Annotated in this window: 19 protein-coding genes; 7 read left to right on the top strand and 12 right to left on the bottom strand. The window is 70.0% G+C overall.

Annotated elements, in window-relative coordinates:
• Positions 1 to 25: 25 nt before the first annotated feature.
• The 3 genes from C1737_RS10370 to rimP form a co-directional block, all read right to left on the bottom strand.
• Positions 26 to 397, bottom strand: a complete 372-nt coding sequence (locus C1737_RS10370; RefSeq protein WP_082972794.1) for a YlxR family protein — start codon at positions 395 to 397, stop codon at positions 26 to 28.
• A gap of 93 nt (positions 398 to 490) precedes the next feature.
• Positions 491 to 1546, bottom strand: coding sequence for a transcription termination factor NusA (nusA, locus tag C1737_RS10375; RefSeq protein ID WP_067924858.1), 1056 nt, complete (start codon positions 1544 to 1546; stop codon positions 491 to 493).
• Positions 1543 to 2070, bottom strand: coding sequence for a ribosome maturation factor RimP (rimP, locus tag C1737_RS10380; protein ID WP_102418073.1), 528 nt, complete (start codon positions 2068 to 2070; stop codon positions 1543 to 1545). The genes nusA and rimP overlap by 4 nt, the downstream gene beginning before the upstream one ends.
• Before the next feature lie 204 nt (positions 2071 to 2274).
• On the opposite strand from rimP, the gene C1737_RS10385 reads away from it, so the two are divergent.
• Positions 2275 to 2811 (top strand): hypothetical protein, encoded by a 537-nt coding sequence (locus tag C1737_RS10385; protein ID WP_067924907.1) that lies wholly within the window; start codon positions 2275 to 2277, stop codon positions 2809 to 2811.
• Positions 2808 to 3254 carry a ferritin-like domain-containing protein gene (locus C1737_RS10390; RefSeq protein WP_067924867.1) on the top strand — a complete coding sequence of 149 codons (447 nt, stop codon included), beginning with the start codon at positions 2808 to 2810 and terminating at the stop codon, positions 3252 to 3254. Before C1737_RS10385 ends, C1737_RS10390 begins: the two co-directional genes overlap by 4 nt.
• A 19-nt stretch (positions 3255 to 3273) precedes the next feature.
• On the opposite strand, the gene C1737_RS10395 is transcribed toward C1737_RS10390, so the two are convergent.
• The 8 genes from C1737_RS10395 to mqo all read right to left on the bottom strand — a co-directional run bounded on the left by C1737_RS10395 (position 3274) and on the right by mqo (position 13880).
• Positions 3274 to 5022: a proline--tRNA ligase gene (locus C1737_RS10395; RefSeq protein ID WP_068098642.1), complete on the bottom strand. Its 1749-nt coding sequence runs from the start codon at positions 5020 to 5022 to the stop codon at positions 3274 to 3276.
• Between the two features lie 161 nt (positions 5023 to 5183).
• Positions 5184 to 6776, bottom strand: a complete 1593-nt coding sequence (locus C1737_RS10400; RefSeq protein ID WP_102418075.1) for an MFS transporter — start codon at positions 6774 to 6776, stop codon at positions 5184 to 5186.
• 33 nt (positions 6777 to 6809) lie between these two features.
• Positions 6810 to 8015, bottom strand: coding sequence for a uroporphyrinogen-III C-methyltransferase (gene cobA / locus C1737_RS10405; protein WP_102418077.1), 1206 nt, complete (start codon positions 8013 to 8015; stop codon positions 6810 to 6812).
• Between the two features lie 81 nt (positions 8016 to 8096).
• A complete protein-coding gene (locus C1737_RS10410) occupies positions 8097 to 9461 on the bottom strand; it encodes a cobyrinate a,c-diamide synthase (RefSeq protein ID WP_102418080.1) in 1365 nt (454 codons plus the stop codon).
• Entirely contained in the window at positions 9458 to 10072 is a 615-nt protein-coding gene (gene cobO, locus C1737_RS10415; protein WP_102418082.1) for a cob(I)yrinic acid a,c-diamide adenosyltransferase, read from the bottom strand. Before cobO ends, C1737_RS10410 begins: the two co-directional genes overlap by 4 nt.
• A 15-nt stretch (positions 10073 to 10087) precedes the next feature.
• Entirely contained in the window at positions 10088 to 11923 is a 1836-nt protein-coding gene (locus tag C1737_RS10420) for a magnesium chelatase subunit D family protein (RefSeq protein WP_102418085.1), read from the bottom strand.
• On the bottom strand, positions 11920 to 12390 hold the full coding sequence (locus C1737_RS10425) for a GNAT family N-acetyltransferase (RefSeq protein WP_067924889.1): 471 nt from the start codon (positions 12388 to 12390) through the stop codon (positions 11920 to 11922). Before C1737_RS10425 ends, C1737_RS10420 begins: the two co-directional genes overlap by 4 nt.
• Complete coding sequence (mqo, locus tag C1737_RS10430; protein WP_102419883.1) at positions 12387 to 13880, bottom strand: malate dehydrogenase (quinone); 1494 nt, start codon at positions 13878 to 13880, stop codon at positions 12387 to 12389. The genes C1737_RS10425 and mqo overlap by 4 nt, the downstream gene beginning before the upstream one ends.
• Before the next feature lie 132 nt (positions 13881 to 14012).
• On the opposite strand from mqo, the gene C1737_RS10435 reads away from it, so the two are divergent.
• Together C1737_RS10435 and mtr are read left to right on the top strand one after the other, a co-directional pair.
• Positions 14013 to 15035: an alpha/beta hydrolase gene (locus C1737_RS10435; RefSeq protein ID WP_067924892.1), complete on the top strand. Its 1023-nt coding sequence runs from the start codon at positions 14013 to 14015 to the stop codon at positions 15033 to 15035.
• Between the two features lie 3 nt (positions 15036 to 15038).
• The gene (mtr, locus tag C1737_RS10440; RefSeq protein ID WP_102418088.1) at positions 15039 to 16418 is read left to right on the top strand and encodes a mycothione reductase; all 1380 of its coding nucleotides are present in this window, start codon (positions 15039 to 15041) and stop codon (positions 16416 to 16418) included.
• A gap of 199 nt (positions 16419 to 16617) precedes the next feature.
• Here the strand turns inward: mtr and C1737_RS10450 are convergent, their stop codons facing one another.
• Positions 16618 to 17082: a Fur family transcriptional regulator gene (locus C1737_RS10450; protein ID WP_102419884.1), complete on the bottom strand. Its 465-nt coding sequence runs from the start codon at positions 17080 to 17082 to the stop codon at positions 16618 to 16620.
• Positions 17083 to 17249: 167 nt separating this feature from the next.
• Between C1737_RS10450 and C1737_RS10455 the strand changes: the two genes are divergently transcribed.
• From C1737_RS10455 to hypB, 3 genes are all read left to right on the top strand, one after another.
• Positions 17250 to 18365, top strand: a complete 1116-nt coding sequence (locus C1737_RS10455) for a HoxN/HupN/NixA family nickel/cobalt transporter (RefSeq protein WP_102418091.1) — start codon at positions 17250 to 17252, stop codon at positions 18363 to 18365.
• 72 nt (positions 18366 to 18437) lie between these two features.
• A complete protein-coding gene (locus C1737_RS10460; RefSeq protein ID WP_067924901.1) occupies positions 18438 to 18773 on the top strand; it encodes a hydrogenase maturation nickel metallochaperone HypA in 336 nt (111 codons plus the stop codon).
• Positions 18774 to 18801: 28 nt separating this feature from the next.
• Positions 18802 to 19572, top strand: coding sequence for a hydrogenase nickel incorporation protein HypB (gene hypB / locus C1737_RS10465; RefSeq protein WP_102418094.1), 771 nt, complete (start codon positions 18802 to 18804; stop codon positions 19570 to 19572).
• Positions 19573 to 19576 lie beyond the last annotated feature (4 nt).

Consider the following 19576-nt stretch of genomic DNA (forward strand, 5'->3'; position numbering starts at 1 on the left):
TAGCTGTAACGCATAGGAATGCGAGTCATCGGGACTTCACGGTGTGCTCATGTTCTTTGCTGCCTCTTCTGTTGCCGGGCAAGTCGAGCGCTGCTAGAGACTCTAGGTGCTCGACCAACGCGGATGTGTCCGGTGGACGGTTGATGCGCAACGCTCTGGTGAAAGCCCGCCGCCGAATCGCCTGTTCCACGCACTGCGGCACGGGATGCAGCCACGCACCCCGCCCCGGCAGGCTGGTCCCGGTGTCAACGATCACGGCGTATTCGCCGTTCCCGTCCGGCACAGCCACGACGCGAAGCAGTTCGACGGCCAGCTCTCGCTTCCGGCACCCGACACACGTCCGGACTGGTCCGTCCACACGTTTGTGCGCCGAGACCGAAGGCTCACGCTGGATCACGGCTCAGTCTAGCGTCACTTATCCGATGGTCAGAACCGCCCGAGGTGCGGGCCGCCGCCCCGCGGGGCGGTGCCCCCGGGCCGGCCGGCCGCGCTAGCGGTCGTGCGCCATCCCGTGGGTGGCCCCGTTTTCGGGGTGACCCGCCGAATGCGGCTCCGATCCGCCGGGCGTGTCGCCGCGGATGTCGATGCGCCAGCCGGTGAGCCGGGCGGCCAGCCGCGCATTCTGGCCCTCCTTGCCGATGGCCAGCGACAGCTGGAAATCGGGCACCACCACGCGGGCGGCGCGGGCGTTCGGGTCGATGATCGACACGGAGACCACCTTGGCCGGCGACAACGCGTTGGCCACGAAGCGGGACGGGTCCTCGTCGTAGTCGATGATGTCGATCTTCTCGCCGGACAGCTCGCTCATCACGTTGCGGACCCGCTGGCCCATGGGGCCGATGCAGGCCCCTTTCGCGTTCAGGCCGGGGACGTTGGATTTGACCGCGATCTTGGAGCGATGGCCGGCCTCCCGCGCCACCGCCACGATCTCGACCGACCCGTCGGCGATTTCGGGGACCTCCAGGGAGAACAGCTTGCGCACCAGGTTGGGGTGCGTGCGGGACAGCGTGATCAGCGGCTCCCGCGCGCCGCGGGTCACCCCGATCACGTAGCACCGCACCCGGTTGCCGTGCTCGTAGCTCTCGCCGGGAACCTGTTCGGCCGCGGGGATCACGCCCTCGGAGGCTTTGGTCTCGGTCCCCATCCGGACGACGACCAGCCCGCGGGCGTTGGCGCGGCTGTCCCGCTGAATGACGCCCGCGACGATCTCGCCCTCGCGGGTGGAGAACTCGCCGTAGGTGCGTTCGTTCTCCGCGTCACGGAACCGCTGCAGCATCACCTGGCGGGCGGTGGTGGCGGCGATGCGGCCGAAACCCTCCGGGGTGTCGTCCCACTCGCTGATCACGTTGCCGTCTTCGTCGGTCTCGCGGGCGACCACTTTGACGACGCCGGTCTTGCGGTCGATCTCGATGCGCGCGTCGTTCTGGTGGCCCTCGGTGTGCCGGTAGGCGGTGAGCAGCGCCGACTTGATCGTCTCGAGCAGCTCGTTGACCGAGATGCCCCGATCCACCTCGATGGCATGCAGCGCGGCCATGTCGATGTTCATGTTCCGGCCTCCGTCCTGTCGGCCCGGCCCGCCAAGTCCAACTCCGCTTGAGCTGGGGGCGAAAACTCCACCTGGACAACGGCTTTGGCGATATCGGCGAGCGGGATCCGGCGCAGCCGATAGTCACGGCCCGCACGGACCACCAGTGCGACCGCGTCACCGCTCGTCTCGCCGATCCGGCCGGTCAGCCGCGAACCGTCGACGAGCATGACGTCGGCCTTGCGGCCGCGGGCGCGGCGGAAATGCTTTTCAGTGGTCAGCGGGCGGTCCACCCCGGGCGAACTCACCTCGAGCACGTAACGGTCCCCGAGGTCGTCGAGGCCGTCCAGCAAAGCCGACGCCGAGTGCGACAGCGTCGCGATGGTGTCCAGGTCGAGGGCTTTGTCGCCGTCGGCGATCACCGTGATCCGCGGCGGACGCGTCCGGGCGTCGACGACCACGTCCTCGATCTCGTATCCCGCGCGCGCGAACTCATCACCGAGTAGCTCGATCACCTGCGTCTGCGAAGGTAGCCCGGTGGTCACGGCGAGCTCCTCATCTTGAGTTGTCCGGTCAGCTGGAGGGCGTCGCCGCCCCGCTGGCTTGCGGGCGGCTCCAGTGTCCCGGCGGAACGCGAAGGCTGCCGTCCCGCGAGAGCCAGCTATCAACGATACGCCAGGAATCGCGTCTGACGGCCGGATCGCGTCCTGGCTTCGTACCCACCTCCGCACCGATGGCAGGATGTGTTTGTGTCTAGCGCAGATCCCGTCGTCAACCGGCGGGGTGTGCTCGCCGGCGGTGCGGCTCTGGCTGCGCTCGGGGTGGTCACCTCCGCCTGCGGCGAGTCCCCGCCCAAACCCCCGGCCGTCGAAGAGCTGCTGGGGCCGTTGGACCAGGCCCGCAAGGACAGCGCACTGGCAGGGGCGGCCGCGGCGGCCGTCGGCAACCCACCGCAGATCGCCGCTGCGCTGACGGTGGTCGCGAGCCAGCGCGCCGCGCACGCCCGCGCCCTGTCCACCGAGATCTCGCGGGCCGCCGGCAAGATCACCACGTCGTCGACGAGCGAGACGTCGGCCCCCGCCCCGAGCCCGGCCGCACCGGCCGGCCCACCGCCGCCCCCGCCGCCGGTGTCCGACGTCATCAACGCGCTGCGCGCCTCGGCGGACAGCGCCAACCGCCTGGTCGCGGGCGAATCGGGCTACCGGGCGGGGCTGCTGGCCTCGATCATCGCGTCCTGCACGGCGTCGTACACGGTCGCCCTGGTGCCCGGGGGCCCGTCGATATGAGCTCCGGCAAGGACGCCGACAACGCGGCACTGTGCGACGCGCTGGCCATCGAGCACTCGACGATCTACGGCTACGGCATGGTGTCGGCACTGTCGCCGCCGAGCGTGAACGGCATGGTGGTGGAGGCCCTGGCCCAGCACCGCCAACGCCGCGACGACGTGATCGCGATGCTGACGGCGCGCAAGGTCAACGCGCCCGTCGCCGCCGCCGGTTATCAGTTGCCCCTGCTGGTGGGCAGCGCGGCGGACGCGGCGCGCCTGGCCGCGCGGATGGAGAACGACGGCGCGTCGGCCTGGCGGGTGGTGATCGAGCACGCCGAGACGGCCGACGACCGCGCGTTCGCCGCGACGGCCCTGACGCAAAGCGCCGTGATGGCCGCCCGATGGAACCGCGTGCTGGGCGCCTGGCCCATCACGACGAGTTTCCCGGGCGGAAACGACTAGCGCCGCAAGGCTTTTCGCCCTATCCGGCCAGGGCGGCCGCGAGGTCGGTGGCCAGCGACGGCCCGGTGGCCAGCTCGCGGGTCTCTCCGGTGAAGCGGTCGCGCAGCTCCACCACGCCGTTGGCCCAGCCGCGGCCCACCACCAGGATCCAGGGCACGCCCAGCAGCTCGGCGTCTTTGAACTTGACCCCGGGCGACGCCTGCCGGTCATCGAGCAGCACGTCGACCCCCAGCCGGTCCAGGTCGCCGGCCAACGAGGTGGCCCCGGTGCGGGCGTCGGCGTCCTTGTTGGCGATCACCAGGTGGACGTCGAACGGCGCGATCGCCGGCGGCCAGCGCAGGCCCAGCTCGTCGTGGTGCTGCTCGGCGATCACCGCCACCATCCGCGACACCCCGAGGCCGTAGGAGCCCATGGTGAGCCGCACCGGCTTGCCGTCCTCGCCGAGCACGTCGGCGGCGAACGCGTCGGTGTATTTGCGGCCGAGCTGGAAGATGTGTGCGATCTCGATGCCCCGCGCCGAGACCAGCGGGCCGGCGCCGTCGGGAGACGGATCACCGTCGCGCACCTCGGCGGCCTCGATGGTGCCGTCGGCGGTGAAATCCCGGCCGGCCACCAGGCCGACGACGTGCCGGCCCAGTTCGTCGGCCCCGGTGATCCAGCTGGTCCCGTCCACCACACGCGGGTCGACGAGATAGCGAACGCCGTTCTCGCGCAGCGCCTTCGGTCCGATGTAGCCCTTCACCAGGAACGGGTACCCGGCGAAGTCGGCGTCGTCGAGCAGCGCGTAGTCGGCCGGTTCCAGCGCCGCGCCCAGCCTCTTGTCGTCGACCTCGCGGTCGCCGGGCAGGCCGATGGCCAGCAGTTCCCACTCCCCGCCGGGCTGGCGCACCTTGAGCAGCACGTTCTTCAGCGTGTCGGCCGCGGTGACGGTGCGACCGAGGTCCGCCTGGTTGGCCCAGTCCACCAGGGTGGCGATGGTCGGGGTGTCACCGGTGTCGTGGACCACCGCCTCCGGCAGCCCGTCGATGGGTTTGGCCTCCGGGCGGGCGGTGATGACCGCCTCGACGTTGGCCGCATACCCGGACTCCAGGCAGCGCACGAAGGTGTCCTCGCCGACCGGGCTTTCGGCCAGGAACTCCTCGGACGCGCTGCCGCCCATCGCTCCCGAGACCGCGGACACGATCACGTAGCGGACCTGCAGCCGGTTGAAGATGCGCTGGTAGGCCTCCCGATGCGCGTGGTAGGCGGCCTTGAGCCCGGCGTCGTCGATGTCGAAGGAATAGGAGTCCTTCATCAGGAACTCGCGCACCCGCAGGATCCCCGCGCGGGGCCGCGCCTCGTCGCGGTACTTGTTCTGGATCTGGTAGAGCAAAACCGGAAAGTCCTTGTAGGAGCTGTATTCACCCTTGACGGTCAGGGTGAACACCTCTTCGTGCGTCGGCCCGAGCAGGTAGTCGTTGCCGCGGCGGTCCTTGAGGCGGAACACGCCGTCGCCGTATTCGGTCCACCGGTTCGTCGTCTCGTACGGCGCGCGCGGCAGCAGGGCGGGGAACAGGATCTCCTGCCCGCCGATCGCGTCCATCTCCTCCCGGACGACGGCTTCGATCCTGCGCAGCACCCGCAGGCCCAGCGGCAGCCAGCTGTACAGCCCGGGCGCCACGGGCCGGACGTAGCCGGCCCGGATGAGCAGCTTGTGGCTGGGCACTTCGGCGTCGGCGGGATCGTCGCGCAGGGTGCGTAAGAACAGCTGGGACATCCGGGTAATCACAGCGGGCCAGCCTAACTGGTCGAGGGTTCGTCGATCGCGGGCGCACGGCCGTCAGGAGACGAGGTGAATCTTCAGAAATTTGATATCGCCGGCGCTATCAAATCCGGCGAGCACCACATGGTTCCCGACGCGCGACAACGCGCCACGGCATGGGCGGTGAGCTACAGCTCGCCGGCGTCGATCGCTTCCTTGACCTCTTGTGCGTGGGCGACCTGTGCCGGCGTGTAGCCGATCAACAGCGCCGCAGCGCCGACAATGACGGCCACTCCGGCCACCCACAGCAGGCCGTAGGTATAGCCCTGGTCGAGCGCATGCAATTGCAGGTCGTTCATGATCTTCACCGGGCCGGTGGTGCCGCCCATGTACAGCGTGCGCGAGGTGATCACGGCCTGGATGACCGCCAGCACCAGCGGGCCGCCGAGGCTCTGCAGCATCAGCGCGATCGCCGAGACCGGGCCGATCTGGTCGAAACCGACACCGGCGATCGCCGCCAGCGTCAGCGGGACGACGCAGATGCCGATGCCGATGCCGCCCACGATGATGGGGAGCACCAGGTTGGGGAAATAGGGCACGCCGCGGTGCATGAACGCCCAGCCGTAGAGCATCGCCCAGAACAGCAGAATCCCGCCGCCGATCGTCAACACCCGGGGCGAGAACCGCGACACCAGTTGCGAAGAGACGCCCAGGCCGATCCCCATCGCGATGACGAACGGGATGAAGCCGACGCCCGCGCGCAGCGCGCTGTAGCCGAGGATGTCCTGCACGTACAGGCCTATGCAGACCGTCAGGCTGAACATCAGCCCGCCGGCGAGGAAGATCGCGGCGAAGGTGACCAGCCGGTTGCGGTCGCGGAACAGGTCGAAGGGCACGACGGGGTTTTCGGCGGTGCGCTCCACGATGATGAAGGCCAGCGCCGCGGCCATGGCCACCACACCGGAGCCGACGGTGGTGATCGACACCCAGCCCTTCTCCGGCCCCATCGAGAAGGCGAACACGGCGGCGGTGCAGGCCAGCGTGGCCAGCATGGCCCCGGTCGCGTCGAGCTTCATCCGCTCGCGGTTGGTCTCGCGCAGCGCGGTGCGGGCCAGGTAGATCATCACCAGCCCGATCGGCACGTTCACCAGGAATGCCAGCCGCCAGGACACCTCGGTCAGCGCTCCGCCGACCACCAGGCCCATCACCGACCCGATCGCGGTCATCGCGGCGAACACGGCCGTCGCGAAGTTACGCGCCGGCCCCTTCGGGAATGTGGTGGCCACCAGCGCCAGGCCCGTCGGCGAGGCGATGGCGGACCCGACGCCCTGGGAGAGCCGGGCGATCACCATGGTGGCCTCGTCCCACGCCACCGCACACAGCACCGAGGAGATGGTGAACAGCGCGACGCCGACGATGAAGGTGCGCTTGCGCCCGATCGTGTCGCCGAGCCGGCCACCCAGCAGCATCAGCCCGCCGAAGGTGAGGACGTACGCGGTGATCACCCAGCTGCGGCCGGCGTCGGACAGGCTCAGCTCGTTCTGGATCCGGGGCAGCGCGACGATGGCGACGGTGCTGTCCATGGTCGCCAGCAACTGCATGCCGCCGATGGCGATCACGGCCGCGATGAAGCGACGCGAAGGCAGCCAGGCCGGATAGTACTTGCTGACGCGAGTGGAGGCGGTCTCCGCCGGGCGCGTGGCGCGCTCCGGGGCCGGACGATCGGGGCGCGCGGCGGTGAAGTTCCGCACCGCGCGCTCACTGTCGTTGAGGGCCGTCATAAAGGGTTACCTTACAGTAATCTTAAGATCCGTTTAAAGCCCGAAAGCCGCCACCGGCCCGATCACGATGATCGCGGGAGGTCGGATGCCCTCGGCCCGGATCTTTTCCGGCGTGTCGGCCAGGGTGGCCCGCAAAGTCTGCTGAGCAGCCGTCGTGCCGTGCTGCACCACCAGCACCGGCGTATCCGCAGGTCGACCGCCTTGTATCAGCGCTTCTGCGAAAAGCTCGATGCGCTCGACGGCCATCAGCAAAACAATGGTGCCCGTCAAGGCGGCCAGCGCATTCCAATTCACTAACGATTCGGGATGTCCAGGCGCCAAGTGGCCGCTGACCACGACGAATTCGTGATTGATGGCCCGATGCGTGACCGGCACACCGGCCAGCGCGGGCACTCCTATGGCACTTGTCACACCCGGCACCACGGTGACCGGGATCCCGGCGTCGGCGCACGCGAGCACTTCCTCGTACCCGCGGGCGAAGACGAACGGGTCGCCGCCCTTGAGGCGTACGACGAACTTCCCGGACCGGGCGCGGTCGATCATGACGTCGTTGATCGCGTTCTGCGCCATCGCCCGCCCGTAAGGGATCTTCGCCGCGTCGATGACCTCGACGTGCGGGGGCAGCTCGGCCAGCAGTTCCGGCGGCGCGAGCCGGTCGGCGACGACGACGTCGGCGTGGGCCAGCAGGCGGCGTCCGCGCACCGTGATCAGTTCGGGGTCGCCGGGGCCTCCACCCACGAGCGCCACCCCACCGCGCACGACGTCGGAGCTCGCGGCGCTGTCCGTGGCGATGAGCCCGGCCTGCAACGCCTCCCGGATGGCCGAGCGGATCGCCGCCGACCGGCGGTGCTCACCGCCGGCGAGCACCCCGACCGACAACCCGGCATAGCTGAAGGACGCCGGTGTCACGGCCGTGCCCTCCACGGCGATGTCGGCGCGGACGCAGAACAGGTGGCGGCGTTCGGCCTCGGCGACCACCGCCGCGTTCACCTCGGGATCATCGGTGGCGGCGATCGCGTACCAGGCGCCGTCCAGGTCGCCGTCGCGGTATTCGCGCAGGGACAAGGTGATTCCGCTCATCACCTCGACCGACCTGGTGGCGCTGCGGGAGATGACGTGGACGTCGGCCCCGCTGGCGATGAGCAGGGGCAACCGGCGCTGGGCAACCGTGCCGCCGCCGACGACGACGACCTTTTTGCCGGCCAGCCGCAGTCCAGCGAGGTAGGCGTTCTCGGTCACCGGGCAAGCCTAGTGGTTGGTGCTGTTGGCCCCGCGAGCGTGACGGCACTGCGAATTTCGGCGCGATTTTTCGCGGTGTGGTTACGCTCGCGCCGTCGCGGCGTGCGCGACGAACCGCGCGACGGCCCCCGGCGCCGCGGCCGGATGGGTGTGCAGGTAGGAGGCGTGCACGCCGGCGTGCACCACACCGTCCCGCACGGCATCGGCGTCCGCGCCCCGGTACACCCAGGCGGGCTGGTAGCTGTCGCTGAAATTGACTGCGGTCCGGTGGAATTCATGCCCCACCGCCCGCTGCCCGGCGGAATACAGCGATGAATCGGCCACCGCGACCGCGTCACGGTAGGCCAGCGTCAGCTGCGGGGTAAACCGCGCCGACCCGGCCAGCACCCCGCACATCGGGTAGCCGTCGAGTTCGGTGGCCAGATAGATGAGGCCGGCGCACTCGGCGTGGATGGGCGCGCCCGCGGCGGCCAGCTCGTTGATCTGGCGGCGCACGGCGTCGTTGGCGGAGAGTTCCGCGGTGAACTGTTCCGGAAAGCCCCCGGGCAGCACCACCGCGTCCGTCCCGTCGGGCAACTCCTCGGCCAGCGGGTCGAATTCGACGACGTCGGCGCCGGCGGCGCGCAGCAGCTCGGCATGCTCGGCATAGGCGAAGGTGAACGCCTTGCCCGCCGCCATCGCCACGGTGGCCCGCCGGCCCGGCGTCTCCCCCACCGCCGCCGTCGGGTCCCACGGCGGGGCGGCCCGGCTCGCGGCGACGGCCGCCACGGCCGCCAGGTCGACGTGGCGGGCGATGAGGTCGGTCATCGCCTCGACCGCCTGCCGCGCCCGCCGCCCGTACTCCGCCGCGGTGACCAGACCCAAATATCTTGTCGGAAGCTCCAATTCGGCCGTGCGCGGGATGGCGCCCAGCACCGCGACGCCCGCCTGCTCGCAGGCCTGCCGCAGCACGTGCTCGTGCCGGGCCGAACCGACCCGGTTGAGGATCACGCCGCGGACCCGCGTCGCGGTGTCGAACGTCGAAAAGCCGTGTAGCAGAGCGGCGATGCTGTGGCTCTGGCCGCGCGCGTCGACGACCAGGACGACGGGTGCGCCGAGCAGGCCGGCGACGTGGGCGGTGGAGCCCTCCGCGGGGCCGGCGGCGGCGGGGCCGATCCGCCCGTCGAAGAGCCCCATCACCCCTTCCACCACCGCCATGTCGGCGCCGCCGGCCCCATGGGCGTACAGCGGGCCGACGAGGTCCTCGCCGACCAGCACCGGGTCCAGGTTGCGGCCGGGACGCCCGGCCGCAAGGCCGTGGTAGCCGGGGTCGATGAAGTCGGGGCCGACCTTGAACGGCGCCACCACATGACCCGCCCGCCGCAGGGCACCGATCAAACCCGTTGCGACGGTGGTCTTTCCGCTGCCCGACGCCGGCGCGGCGACGACGACCGCGGGGACACTCACCACTCGATGCCCTTCTGACCCTTGCGGCCCGCGTCCATCGGGTGCTTGACCTTGGTCATCTCGGTGACCAGGTCGGCGGCGTCGATCAACCGCCGCGGGGCATCCCGCCCGGTCACCACCACGTGCTGGTGGCCGGGCCGCGCCAGCAGCACGTCCACCACCTCGTCGACGTCCACCCAGCCCCACTTCAGCGGGTAGGTGAATTCATCGAGCACGTAGAAATCGTGGCGCTGCGCGGCCAGCCGGCGGGAGATCTCGGCCCACCCGTCGGCCGCGGCCGCGGCGTGATCGAGCTCGCTGCCCGCCTTGCGCGACCAGGACCAGCCCGCCCCCATCTTGTGCCATTCGACCGGCCCGCCCACGTGGTGCTGTTCGTGTATGCGCCCGAGTTGCATGAAGGCGGTCTCCTCGCCCACTTTCCATTTGGCGCTCTTGACGAATTGGAACACCGCGACGGACAGTCCGGCGTTCCAGGCGCGCAGCGCCATCCCGAATGCGGCCGTCGACTTGCCCTTGCCGGGGCCGGTGTGGACCGCCAGCACCGGGGTGTGGCGCCGGGCCCTGGTGCTCAGGCCGTCATCGGGGACCTGAAGCGGGCGGCCTTGGGGCATGAGCGATTACCTTTCTCAGGCCGCGTTGCGCACGGCGCGCGTCAGGGAGTCCGCGTGCAACTGCTCCAGGCGCACGGCCGGCGCGCCGAGCTGGCGGGCCAGTTGCCCGGCCAGACCCAGCCGCACATAAGACGTTTCGCAGTCCACCACCACCGCGGCGGCGCCCTCGGCCGCCAGCCTGGCGGCCGCGGACCGGCTGCGGGCCAACGGATCCGGCCCGGCGGTGGCCCGGCCGTCGGTGAGCACCACCACCAGGGCACGCCGGGCCCGGTCGCGGGCCTTCTCCCGGACGATCAGCTGCCGCGCGGCCAGCAGCCCCTCCGCGAGCGGGGTCTTGCCGCCGGTGTCGAATCGGGCCAGTCGCCGGCCGGCGATGTGCGCCGACGACGTCGGTGGCAGCAACAGCCGCGCCTCCTGCTGGCGGAACGTGATCACGGCGACCTTGTCGCGGCGCTGGTAGGCGTCGCGCAGCAGCGACAGCGTCGCGCCGCTCACCGCGGCCATCCGGTCGCGCGCCGCCATCGAACCCGACGCGTCCACGACGAAGATCACCAGGTTGCCTTCGCGCCCTTCGCGGATCGCCCGCCGCACGTCATCCGGGGCCGGCCGCAACGGTCCGGCCGCGGCGCGCTCGGCGGCCGACAGCAGGGTGGCGAACAGGTGCAGCCCGTGCGCGCCCGAGCCGGTGTCATTGCCGTCGGCGGCCGCGACGACGCTGCCCGCGGAGTTGCGGGCCCGCGAGCGCCGCCCGGGCGCTCCCGCCCCGACGCCGGGCACCGTCAGCGCCTTGGTGCGGAAGGTTTTCGACGGCGGCGCGCTGGGCCTGGTCTTCGTCGGTGCGGGCGAATTGGCTTGCGGCGCGCTCACATCGGCGGAGTCGCCGCTCCCGCTGGGCGGCTGGGGGTCGGGTTCGGGGTCGGGATCGCCGTCGCCGGCTTGCGCCAGCGCGTCGTCCAGCTGATCGCGGTCGAGGCCGGGGTCGTCGAACGGGTCCCGCCGGCGCCGGTGCGGCAATGCCAGCTCGGCGGCGACCCGGACGTCTTGCTCCTCGACGGACGTGGCCCCGCGCCAGGCGGCGTGCGCGACGGCGGTGCGGGCCACCACCAGGTCGGCCCGCATCCCGTCGACGTCGAACGCCGCGCACACCGCGGCGATGCGCCGTAATTCGTTGTCCGACAACACCACCTGACCGACCAGCGCCCGCGCGTCGGCGATCCGGCGGGCCAGCTCGGCCTCGGCGTCGGCGTAGCTTTCGGCGAATGCGTCGGGGTCGGCCTCGTAGGCCATGCGCTGGCGGACGACCTGGACCCGCACGTCGACGTCGCGCGACGCGTGCACGTCGACGGTGAGACCGAACCGGTCCAGCAGTTGCGGGCGCAGCTCGCCCTCTTCGGGATTCATGGTGCCGATCAGCACGAACCGGGCCTCGTGCGAATGGGAGATGCCGTCGCGTTCGATGTGCACCCGGCCCATCGCGGCGGCGTCCAGCAGCACGTCCACCAGATGGTCGTGCAGCAGGTTGACCTCGTCGACGTAGAGCACCCCGCCGTGGGCGCGGGCGAGCAGCCCCGGCGAGAAGGCATGCTCGCCGTCGCGCAGCACCCGCTGCAGGTCCAGCGAGCCGATCACCCGGTCTTCGGTTGCGCCGAGCGGCATTTCGACGAGTCCGGCCCCCTCGCTACCGTTGGCGGCGGACAGCAGCGCCGCCAGACCGCGCACGGCCGTCGACTTGGCCGTGCCCTTTTCGCCCCGGATCAGCGCGCCGCCGATCTCCGGTCGAACCGCGCACAACAGCAGCGCCAGGCGCAGCTGGTCGTGCCCGACGATCGCGCTGAACGGATACGGCCTCACGGTAGCTCCGTCAGGCCGGAGCCCGGGCGCAGCATCGGCACGTGCGGGACGCCGTCGTCGACGAAATCATCACCGGCGCGCACGAAGCCGTGCTGGGCGTACATGTCGGCCAGATAGGTTTGCGCGTCGATCCGGCACGGGTAGTCGCCCACCTCGGCCAGGGCGGCGCGCAGCAGCCGGGTGGTGTGGCCCTGCCCGCGGGCGCTGCGTTTGGTGCACAGCCGGCCGATCCGGAACGTCTTTCGGCCGCCGGCGTGCTCCTCCATCAAGCGCAAGGTGCAGATCACCTCGCCCTCGGGCGTCTCGAGCCAGAAGTGCCGCGTCTCGGCGAGCAGGTCGCGCCCGTCGAGCTCCGGGTACGGGCAGGCCTGTTCCACCACGAACACCTCCACCCGCAACTTGAGCAGCTCGTAAAGGGTCCGCGCGCCAAGGTCTTTGGCCCAGGACCGACGCAAAGCTTCACTCATGACCGAACCCCCGAATCGGACCTCAACCCCAGCACGTCTGTGCTCCAGGACCACACCTCGTCGTACAGCGCCGGCTCATTGGACAGCTCGACGCCCAGCGACGGCACCATCTCTTTGAGCGCGGGCAGCCAGGAGCGGTAGCGGTCGGCGAAGCACCGCTGCAACACCTCGAGCATGGCCGACACGGCCGTCGACGCTCCCGGAGAGCCGCCCAGCAGCCCGGCGATGCTGCCGTCGGCGGCGGCCAGCACGGTGGTGCTGAAATCCAGCACGCCCCCCTTGCGCCTGTCGCGCCGGATCACCTGCACGCGCTGACCGGCCACGGTCAGCTCCCAGTCGGAATCCACCGCGCTGGGCGCGAATTCGCGCAACGCGTGGATGCGGTCCGGTTCGGACAGCCGCAGCTGGCCGATCAGGTAGTTGACCAGCTTCAGCTGGGTGAGGCCCACCCCAAGCATGGACACCGCGTTGTCGGGTTTCACCGAGCGGGGCAGGTCGGACAGGCGGCCGTGCTTCAAGAACTTCGGCGACCAGCCGGCGTACGGCCCGAACACCAGCCACGGTTTGCCGTTGACGAACCGCAGGTCCAGGTGCAGAGCGCCGAGCGGCGGGGCTCCCGGTGCCGGCACCCCGTACACCTTGGCCCGGTGGGCGGCGACGAGCTGCGGGTTGTCGGTGCGCAGGAACCGGCCGCCGATGGGGAATCCGGCGAAACCCCTGACCTCTTCGATGCCGGACTTCTGCAGCAACGGCAGCGCGTCGCCGCCGGCCCCGACGAAGACGAATTTGGCGTTCAGCCGGTGCTTCTCGCCGGTGCGCCGGTTGCGCAGCAGCAGCGTCCAGGTGCCGTCGGACTGCCGTGTCAGATCGCGGACCTCGTGGCCGAACAGCGCGGTCGCGCCGCCCTGCACGCAAAAGCCGACGAGTTGGCGGGCCAGCGCACCGAAGTCCACGTCGGTGCCGTGCGAGGCCCAGTTCAGGGCGGTCGGCTCGGAGAAGTCGCGCCTGGCGGCCATGAACGGCAGCCGGCGGGCGAACTCGCTCGGGTCGTCGATGAATTCGGTGCCGGCGAACAGGGGGTTGGGCGCCAGGGCCCGCTGCCGTCGGCGCAGAAACTCGACGCGCCGCGCGCCGCGGACGAAGCTCACGTGCGGAAGCGGGTTGAGGAAGCCGGTATCGGTCACCATCCCGTTCTCGACGGCGTACGCCCAGAATTGGCGGCTCACCTGGAACTGCTCGTTGATGCGCACCGCCTTGGTGATGTCGATCGAACCGTCGGCGTTCTCCGGGGTGTAGTTGAGCTCGCACAGCGCGGAATGCCCCGTGCCGGCGTTGTTCCAGGGGCTGCTGCTTTCCGCTGCGACGGCGTCCAGCCGCTCGACAACGGTCATCGACCAGTCGGGCTGCAGCCTGCGCAGCAACGCACCCAGCGTTGCGCTCATGATGCCCGCGCCCACCAGCACGACGTCCGTGCGTGCGGTTCTGGCCAGCGACGACACCTGCTCCTTGGTCCTTTCCTCGACTGCGCCGACACTCAGGCTATCCCGAGGTAAACCCGGCACGAACGGCACGCGCCCCCCGGTGGCCAGCAAAACCTCTAAGCTGGCCTGGTGAGTGGCGGGGTGACTGGCTGGGAACCCGATGTCCTGCCCGGCTATTGGCAGCGCACCATCCCCCTCGGGCCCGACCCGGTCGGCGAAGGGGAGATCGTCGCGACGCTGATCCGGCGCGGTGAGCCGGCCCGGCGGCCCGGCCCGGGCCACGCGGTCCTGGCCGTGCACGGCTACACCGATTACTTCTTCAACACGGCGCTCGCCGATCACTTCGCCGATCGTGGCTTCGCCTTCTACGCGCTGGACCTACAGAAATGCGGCCGGTCGCGCCGCGACGGGCAGACGCCGCACTTCATCACCAATCTCGACGACTACGACGCCGAACTCGAACACGCGCTGGCCGTCATCCGGGAGCACGACCGGTCCCCCCGGGTTCTGGTGTACGGCCATTCCGCCGGGGGGCTCATCGTGTCGTTGTGGCTGGACCGGCTTCGCCGCCGCGATGCCGCGGCCCACGCCACCGTCGGGGGGTTGGTGCTCAACAGCCCGTTCTTGGACCTGCACGGCCCGGCGGTCCTGCGGCTGCCGGTCACCTCGGCGCTGATCGCCGGCCTGTCGCGGGTGCGCTCCAAGGGGGTGGTCCGCACACCCACCGAGGGCGGTTACGGCACCACCCTGCACCGCGACTACCACGGCGAGTTCGACTACGACCTGCAGTGGAAACCATTGGGCGGCTTCCCCATCACGCTCGGCTGGCTCAACGCCATCCGCCGCGGCCACGCCCGGTTGCACCGCGGGCTCGACGTCGGGGTGCCCAACCTGATCCTGCGCTCGGATCACACCGTGCGAGAGACCAGCGACGCGACGTCCATGCAGTGCGGCGACGCGGTGCTCGACGTCACCCAGATCGCCAGGCGGGCCGGCTGCATCGGGAATCACAGCACCATCGTTCCCATCGGCGACGCCAAACACGACGTCTTCCTGTCGCTGCCGCAGCCCCGGCAGGCGGCCTATCGCCAGCTGGACCTCTGGCTCGACGACTACCTCGACGCCGAACGCACGGACGCCTCGCCCTCATCGAGGAAGAGCTGACGGGTGGAGACGTACGACATCGCGATCATCGGAACCGGTTCGGGCAACATGCTTCTCGACGATCGCTTGCTGGCCAGGCGCGCGGCGCTGTGCGAGCACGGCACGTTCGGCGGGACCTGCCTCAACGTCGGGTGCATCCCGACCAAGATGTTCGTCTACGCCGCCGAGGTCGCCACGACGATCCGCGACGCCGCGCGCTACGGGATCGACGCACACATCGACCGGGTGCGCTGGGACGACATCGTCTCGCGCGTCTTCGGCCGGATCGATCCGATCTCGATGAGCGGGGAGGACTACCGCCGCGCATCACCCAACGTCGACCTGTACAGCCAGCACACCCGGTTCGGACCGGTTCAGTCCGACGGTCGCTACCTGTTGCGCACCGATGCCGGTGACGAATTCACCGCAGAGCAGGTGGTGATCGCGGCTGGGTCGCGCCCGGTGATTCCGCCCGCGATCGCCGACTGCGGCGTCGCCTATCACACCAGCGACACGATCATGCGGATCCCCGAGCTGCCCGAGCACCTCGTGATCGTCGGAAGTGGCTTCGTCGCCGCCGAATTCGCCCACGTCTTCTCCGCCCTCGGCGTCCACGTCACGCTGGTGATCCGTGGCGGCTCCATGCTGCGGCACTGTGACGACACCCTGTGCAAACGCTTCACCCGTATGGCCGCGTCCAAATGGGAGCTGCGCACCCACCGCAACGTCATCGGGGGCACCGACAACGGCTCGGGCGTCTCGCTGCGGCTCGACGACGGGTCCACGCTGAACGCCGACCTGCTGCTGGTCGCCACCGGCCGGGTATCCAACGCCGACCTGCTCGACGCCGAACAGGCGGGCGTCGACGTCGAGGACGGCCGGGTGCTGGTCGACGAATACCAGCGAACCTCGGCGCGTGGCGTCTTCGCCCTCGGCGACGTCTCCTCGCCGTACCAGCTCAAGCACGTCGCCAACCACGAGGCCCGCGTCGTGCAACACAACCTGCACTGCGACTGGGACGACACCGGGTCGATGGTGATGACCGATCACCGCTACGTGCCGTCGGCTGTGTTCACCGATCCGCAGGTGGCGACCGTCGGCCTGACCGAAAACCAGTCCATCGCAAAGGGATTCGATATCTCCGTCGCGATACACGACTACGGCGATGTGGCCTACGGGTGGGCGATGGAGGACACCACCGGGATAGTCAAGCTCATCGCCGATCGGGACACCGGCCGGCTGCTGGGGGCGCACATCATGGGCCCACAGGCGTCGTCGATCATCCAGCCGCTGATCCAGGCCATGAGTTTCGGGCTGACCGCCCCGCAGATGGCCCGCGGACAGTACTGGATTCATCCGGCGCTGCCGGAGGTTGTCGAGAACGCGCTACTGGATCTGGGCTAGTGGCGATCGCAAGCGCGGCGTAGCCGGGCGCCGCGGGTCGCCACCATCGGACCAGTGCGATCGCAAGCGCGGCGTAGCCGGGCGCCGCGGGTCGCCACCATCGGACCAGGGCGATCGCAAGCGCGGCGTAGCCGGGCGCCGCGGGTCGCCACCATCGGACCAGTGCGATCGCAAGCGCGGCGTAGCCGGGCGCCGCGGGTCAGCGCCGCTGGCACCGGGGGCACAGGCCGTGCAGCGTCAGGCCCGCGGCTTCGGACAGCGCGAAGGAACTGCCCGCCATCGCGTGTTCCAACGCCGAACTGAGCTGCCGGGCGGGCACCTCGATGATCGAGCCGCATTCGGTGCACACGGCGTGGTGGTGCGGCGCGGTGGCCATCCCGTAGGTCGTGACGCCGCCGTCCAGCGTCAGCGCGTGCAACACCCCCTGCCCGACCAGGGTGGTCACCGTGCGGTAGATGGTGGCCACGTCGGGTGCGTGCGCGCCGTGCGGCAGGCAGGCCTGCACCTGCTTGTGGATCTCCGCCACCGGCAGGTGCCCGTCCACCGGCTCGAGTACGGCCAGCACCTGGATCCGCGACGACATCCGCCGCAGCCCCCTGGCGCGCAGCAGGTCGCCGATCCGGGCGGTGACGGAGGGATCCAATGCTGACGGCTGGGGCGTCACCCGTTCAGTGTCGCGCCGCCGCCCTGGGCGCGCCAGTTTTCCGCCGAATTGGGCCCGCGTACCGGCCATGGCGATTCCTGCGACCCACTTGCATGTAGTTGACCGTGGCGCAAACCGGCACATACAGTCGTGCCGGTTGCTCCCCTCCCGATGCTGGAAGGACCCCGGTGACCAGTACCGAGCTCGACCGGCGCCCGTCATGGACGAACCGGCTTCGCAGCGCCCTGAGCCCGGCGGAGTGGTGGCGGCTCGCCGCCATGCTGACGGTCATCGTCGGGCTCCACGTGGTCGGCTGGTTCACCCTGGTGGCCTTGGTTGCGCCCGCACAATTCAGCCTCGGCGGCAAGGCATTTGGTGTCGGCATCGGGCTGACGGCCTACGCCCTGGGCATGCGGCACGCGTTCGACGCCGACCACATCGCGGCCATCGACAACACCACCCGCAAACTGATGAACGACGGGCAGCGCCCCCTGGCCGTCGGATTCTTCTTCTCGCTGGGCCATTCCACGGTGGTCTTCGGGCTGGCGGTCCTGCTGGCGTCGGGGGTCAAGACCGTCGTCGGACCGGTCCGGGACGACTCGTCGAACCTGCATCACTACACGGGGCTGATCGGCACCGGCGTCTCCGGCGTGTTCCTGTATGCGATCGCCCTGCTCAACGTCGTCGTGCTCGTCGGCATCCTGCGGGTGTTCGCCCGGCTGCGCCGCGGCGACTACGACCCGGCCACCGACGGAGCGGAGCTGGAACGGCAGCTGGACAACCGGGGCCTGATGAACCGGATCCTCGGCCGGTTCACCAAGTCGATCACCCGGTCGTGGCACTCCTACCCCGTCGGGCTGCTCTTCGGGCTCGGCTTCGACACCGCCACCGAGATCGCGCTGCTGGTTCTGGCGGGCACCAGCGCGGCCGCCGGGTTGCCCTGGTACGCCATCCTGTGCCTGCCCGTGTTGTTTACCGCCGGCATGTGCCTGCTGGACACCGTCGACGGCTCGTTCATGAACTTCGCCTACGGCTGGGCCTTTTCCAACCCGGTGCGCAAGATCTACTACAACATCACCATCACCGCCCTGTCAGTGGTGGTCGCGCTGCTGATCGGCAGCGTCGAACTCCTCACCCTGCTGCAAGAGCAGTTCGGCTGGCGCGGCCCGTTCTGGAGCTGGATCGGCGGGCTGGACCTCAACGTCGTCGGCTACTTCGTCGTGGGCACGTTCGTCGTCACCTGGGCGGTGGCGCTGCTGGTCTGGCGTTACGGCCGCCTCGAGCAGAAGTGGACGTCCTCCTGACACCGCTGCGCGGCCGGGCCGTCCGGGTGTAGAACAGTGCTCATGACCCTCGCTGGACGCCGGTGATCGCCGGTGCACGAGCTGTCGCTGTGTGAGGCGATCGCCGGTGTGGTCAAGACGCATGCCGACGGCCGGCACGTCGACGTGGTGCGCGTGCGGATCGGCGCACTGCGCCAGGTGGTGCCCGAATCGTTGTCGTTCTGCTGGACGCTGGTGCGAGACGCCGAGGACATGCCGGAGGCCGAGCTGGAACTCGAGTGCGTCGGCGCCGAGGTCCGCTGCCGCGCATGCGGCCGCCAATCGGAGATCACGTCGGCCTGGTCGATCTGGTGTCCGCAGTGCGACAGCTCCGACGTCGAGGTGTTGCGGGGCAACGAATTCTTGGTGACGTCGCTGGACGTGTCGTGAAAAGTGAACGCTGCGAACGGGTTTAACCATGGGAAGATTTCATCGGCACGACGACGGAACCGTGCACACCCACGAGCACGACGACCCTGACCACCGGCACGGCGATCACGGCCAGTACCGGACCGGCAAGCAGCGCGTCGACGTGCTGGAGGCGATCTTCGCGGAGAACGACCTGCTCGCCGACGCCAACCGGGCGGCGTTCGAGAGCAACGGGGTGCGCACGCTGAACCTGATGAGCTCGCCGGGATCGGGCAAGACGACCGTCCTGCAGGCGACGCTCGACGAGCTCGCCGGCGAGCTCGCCATCGGGGTGATCGAAGGCGACATCGCCACCGACCTGGACGCGGCCAAGCTCAGCGGCCGCGGCGCCCAGGTGTCACTGCTCAACACCAGCAACGGTTTTGGCGGCGAGTGCCATCTGGACGCGCCGATGGTGAACCGCGCCCTGCCGGGCCTGGACCTTGCGGCGCTGGACCTGGTGATCATCGAGAACGTCGGCAACCTGGTCTGCCCGGCGGAGTTCGACGTCGGCGAGCACGCCAAGGCCATGGTGTACTCCGTGACCGAGGGCGAGGACAAGCCGCTGAAGTACCCGGTCATGTTCCGGTCGGTGGATGTGGTGCTGCTCAACAAGATTGACCTGGTCCCCTACCTCGATGCCGATGTCGACACCTACATCGAGCACGTGCGCATGGTCAACGCGGCGGCGACCATCCTGCCGCTCAGCGCGCGCACCGGGGCCGGGATGGCCGCGTGGTTCGGCTGGCTGCGACGCTTCGCCGGGGAGCCGTCGGCCTAACGGT

The organism is Mycobacterium sp. 4858 (genome assembly GCF_900240975.1).
Classification (GTDB): Bacteria; Actinomycetota; Actinomycetes; order Mycobacteriales; family Mycobacteriaceae; genus Mycobacterium.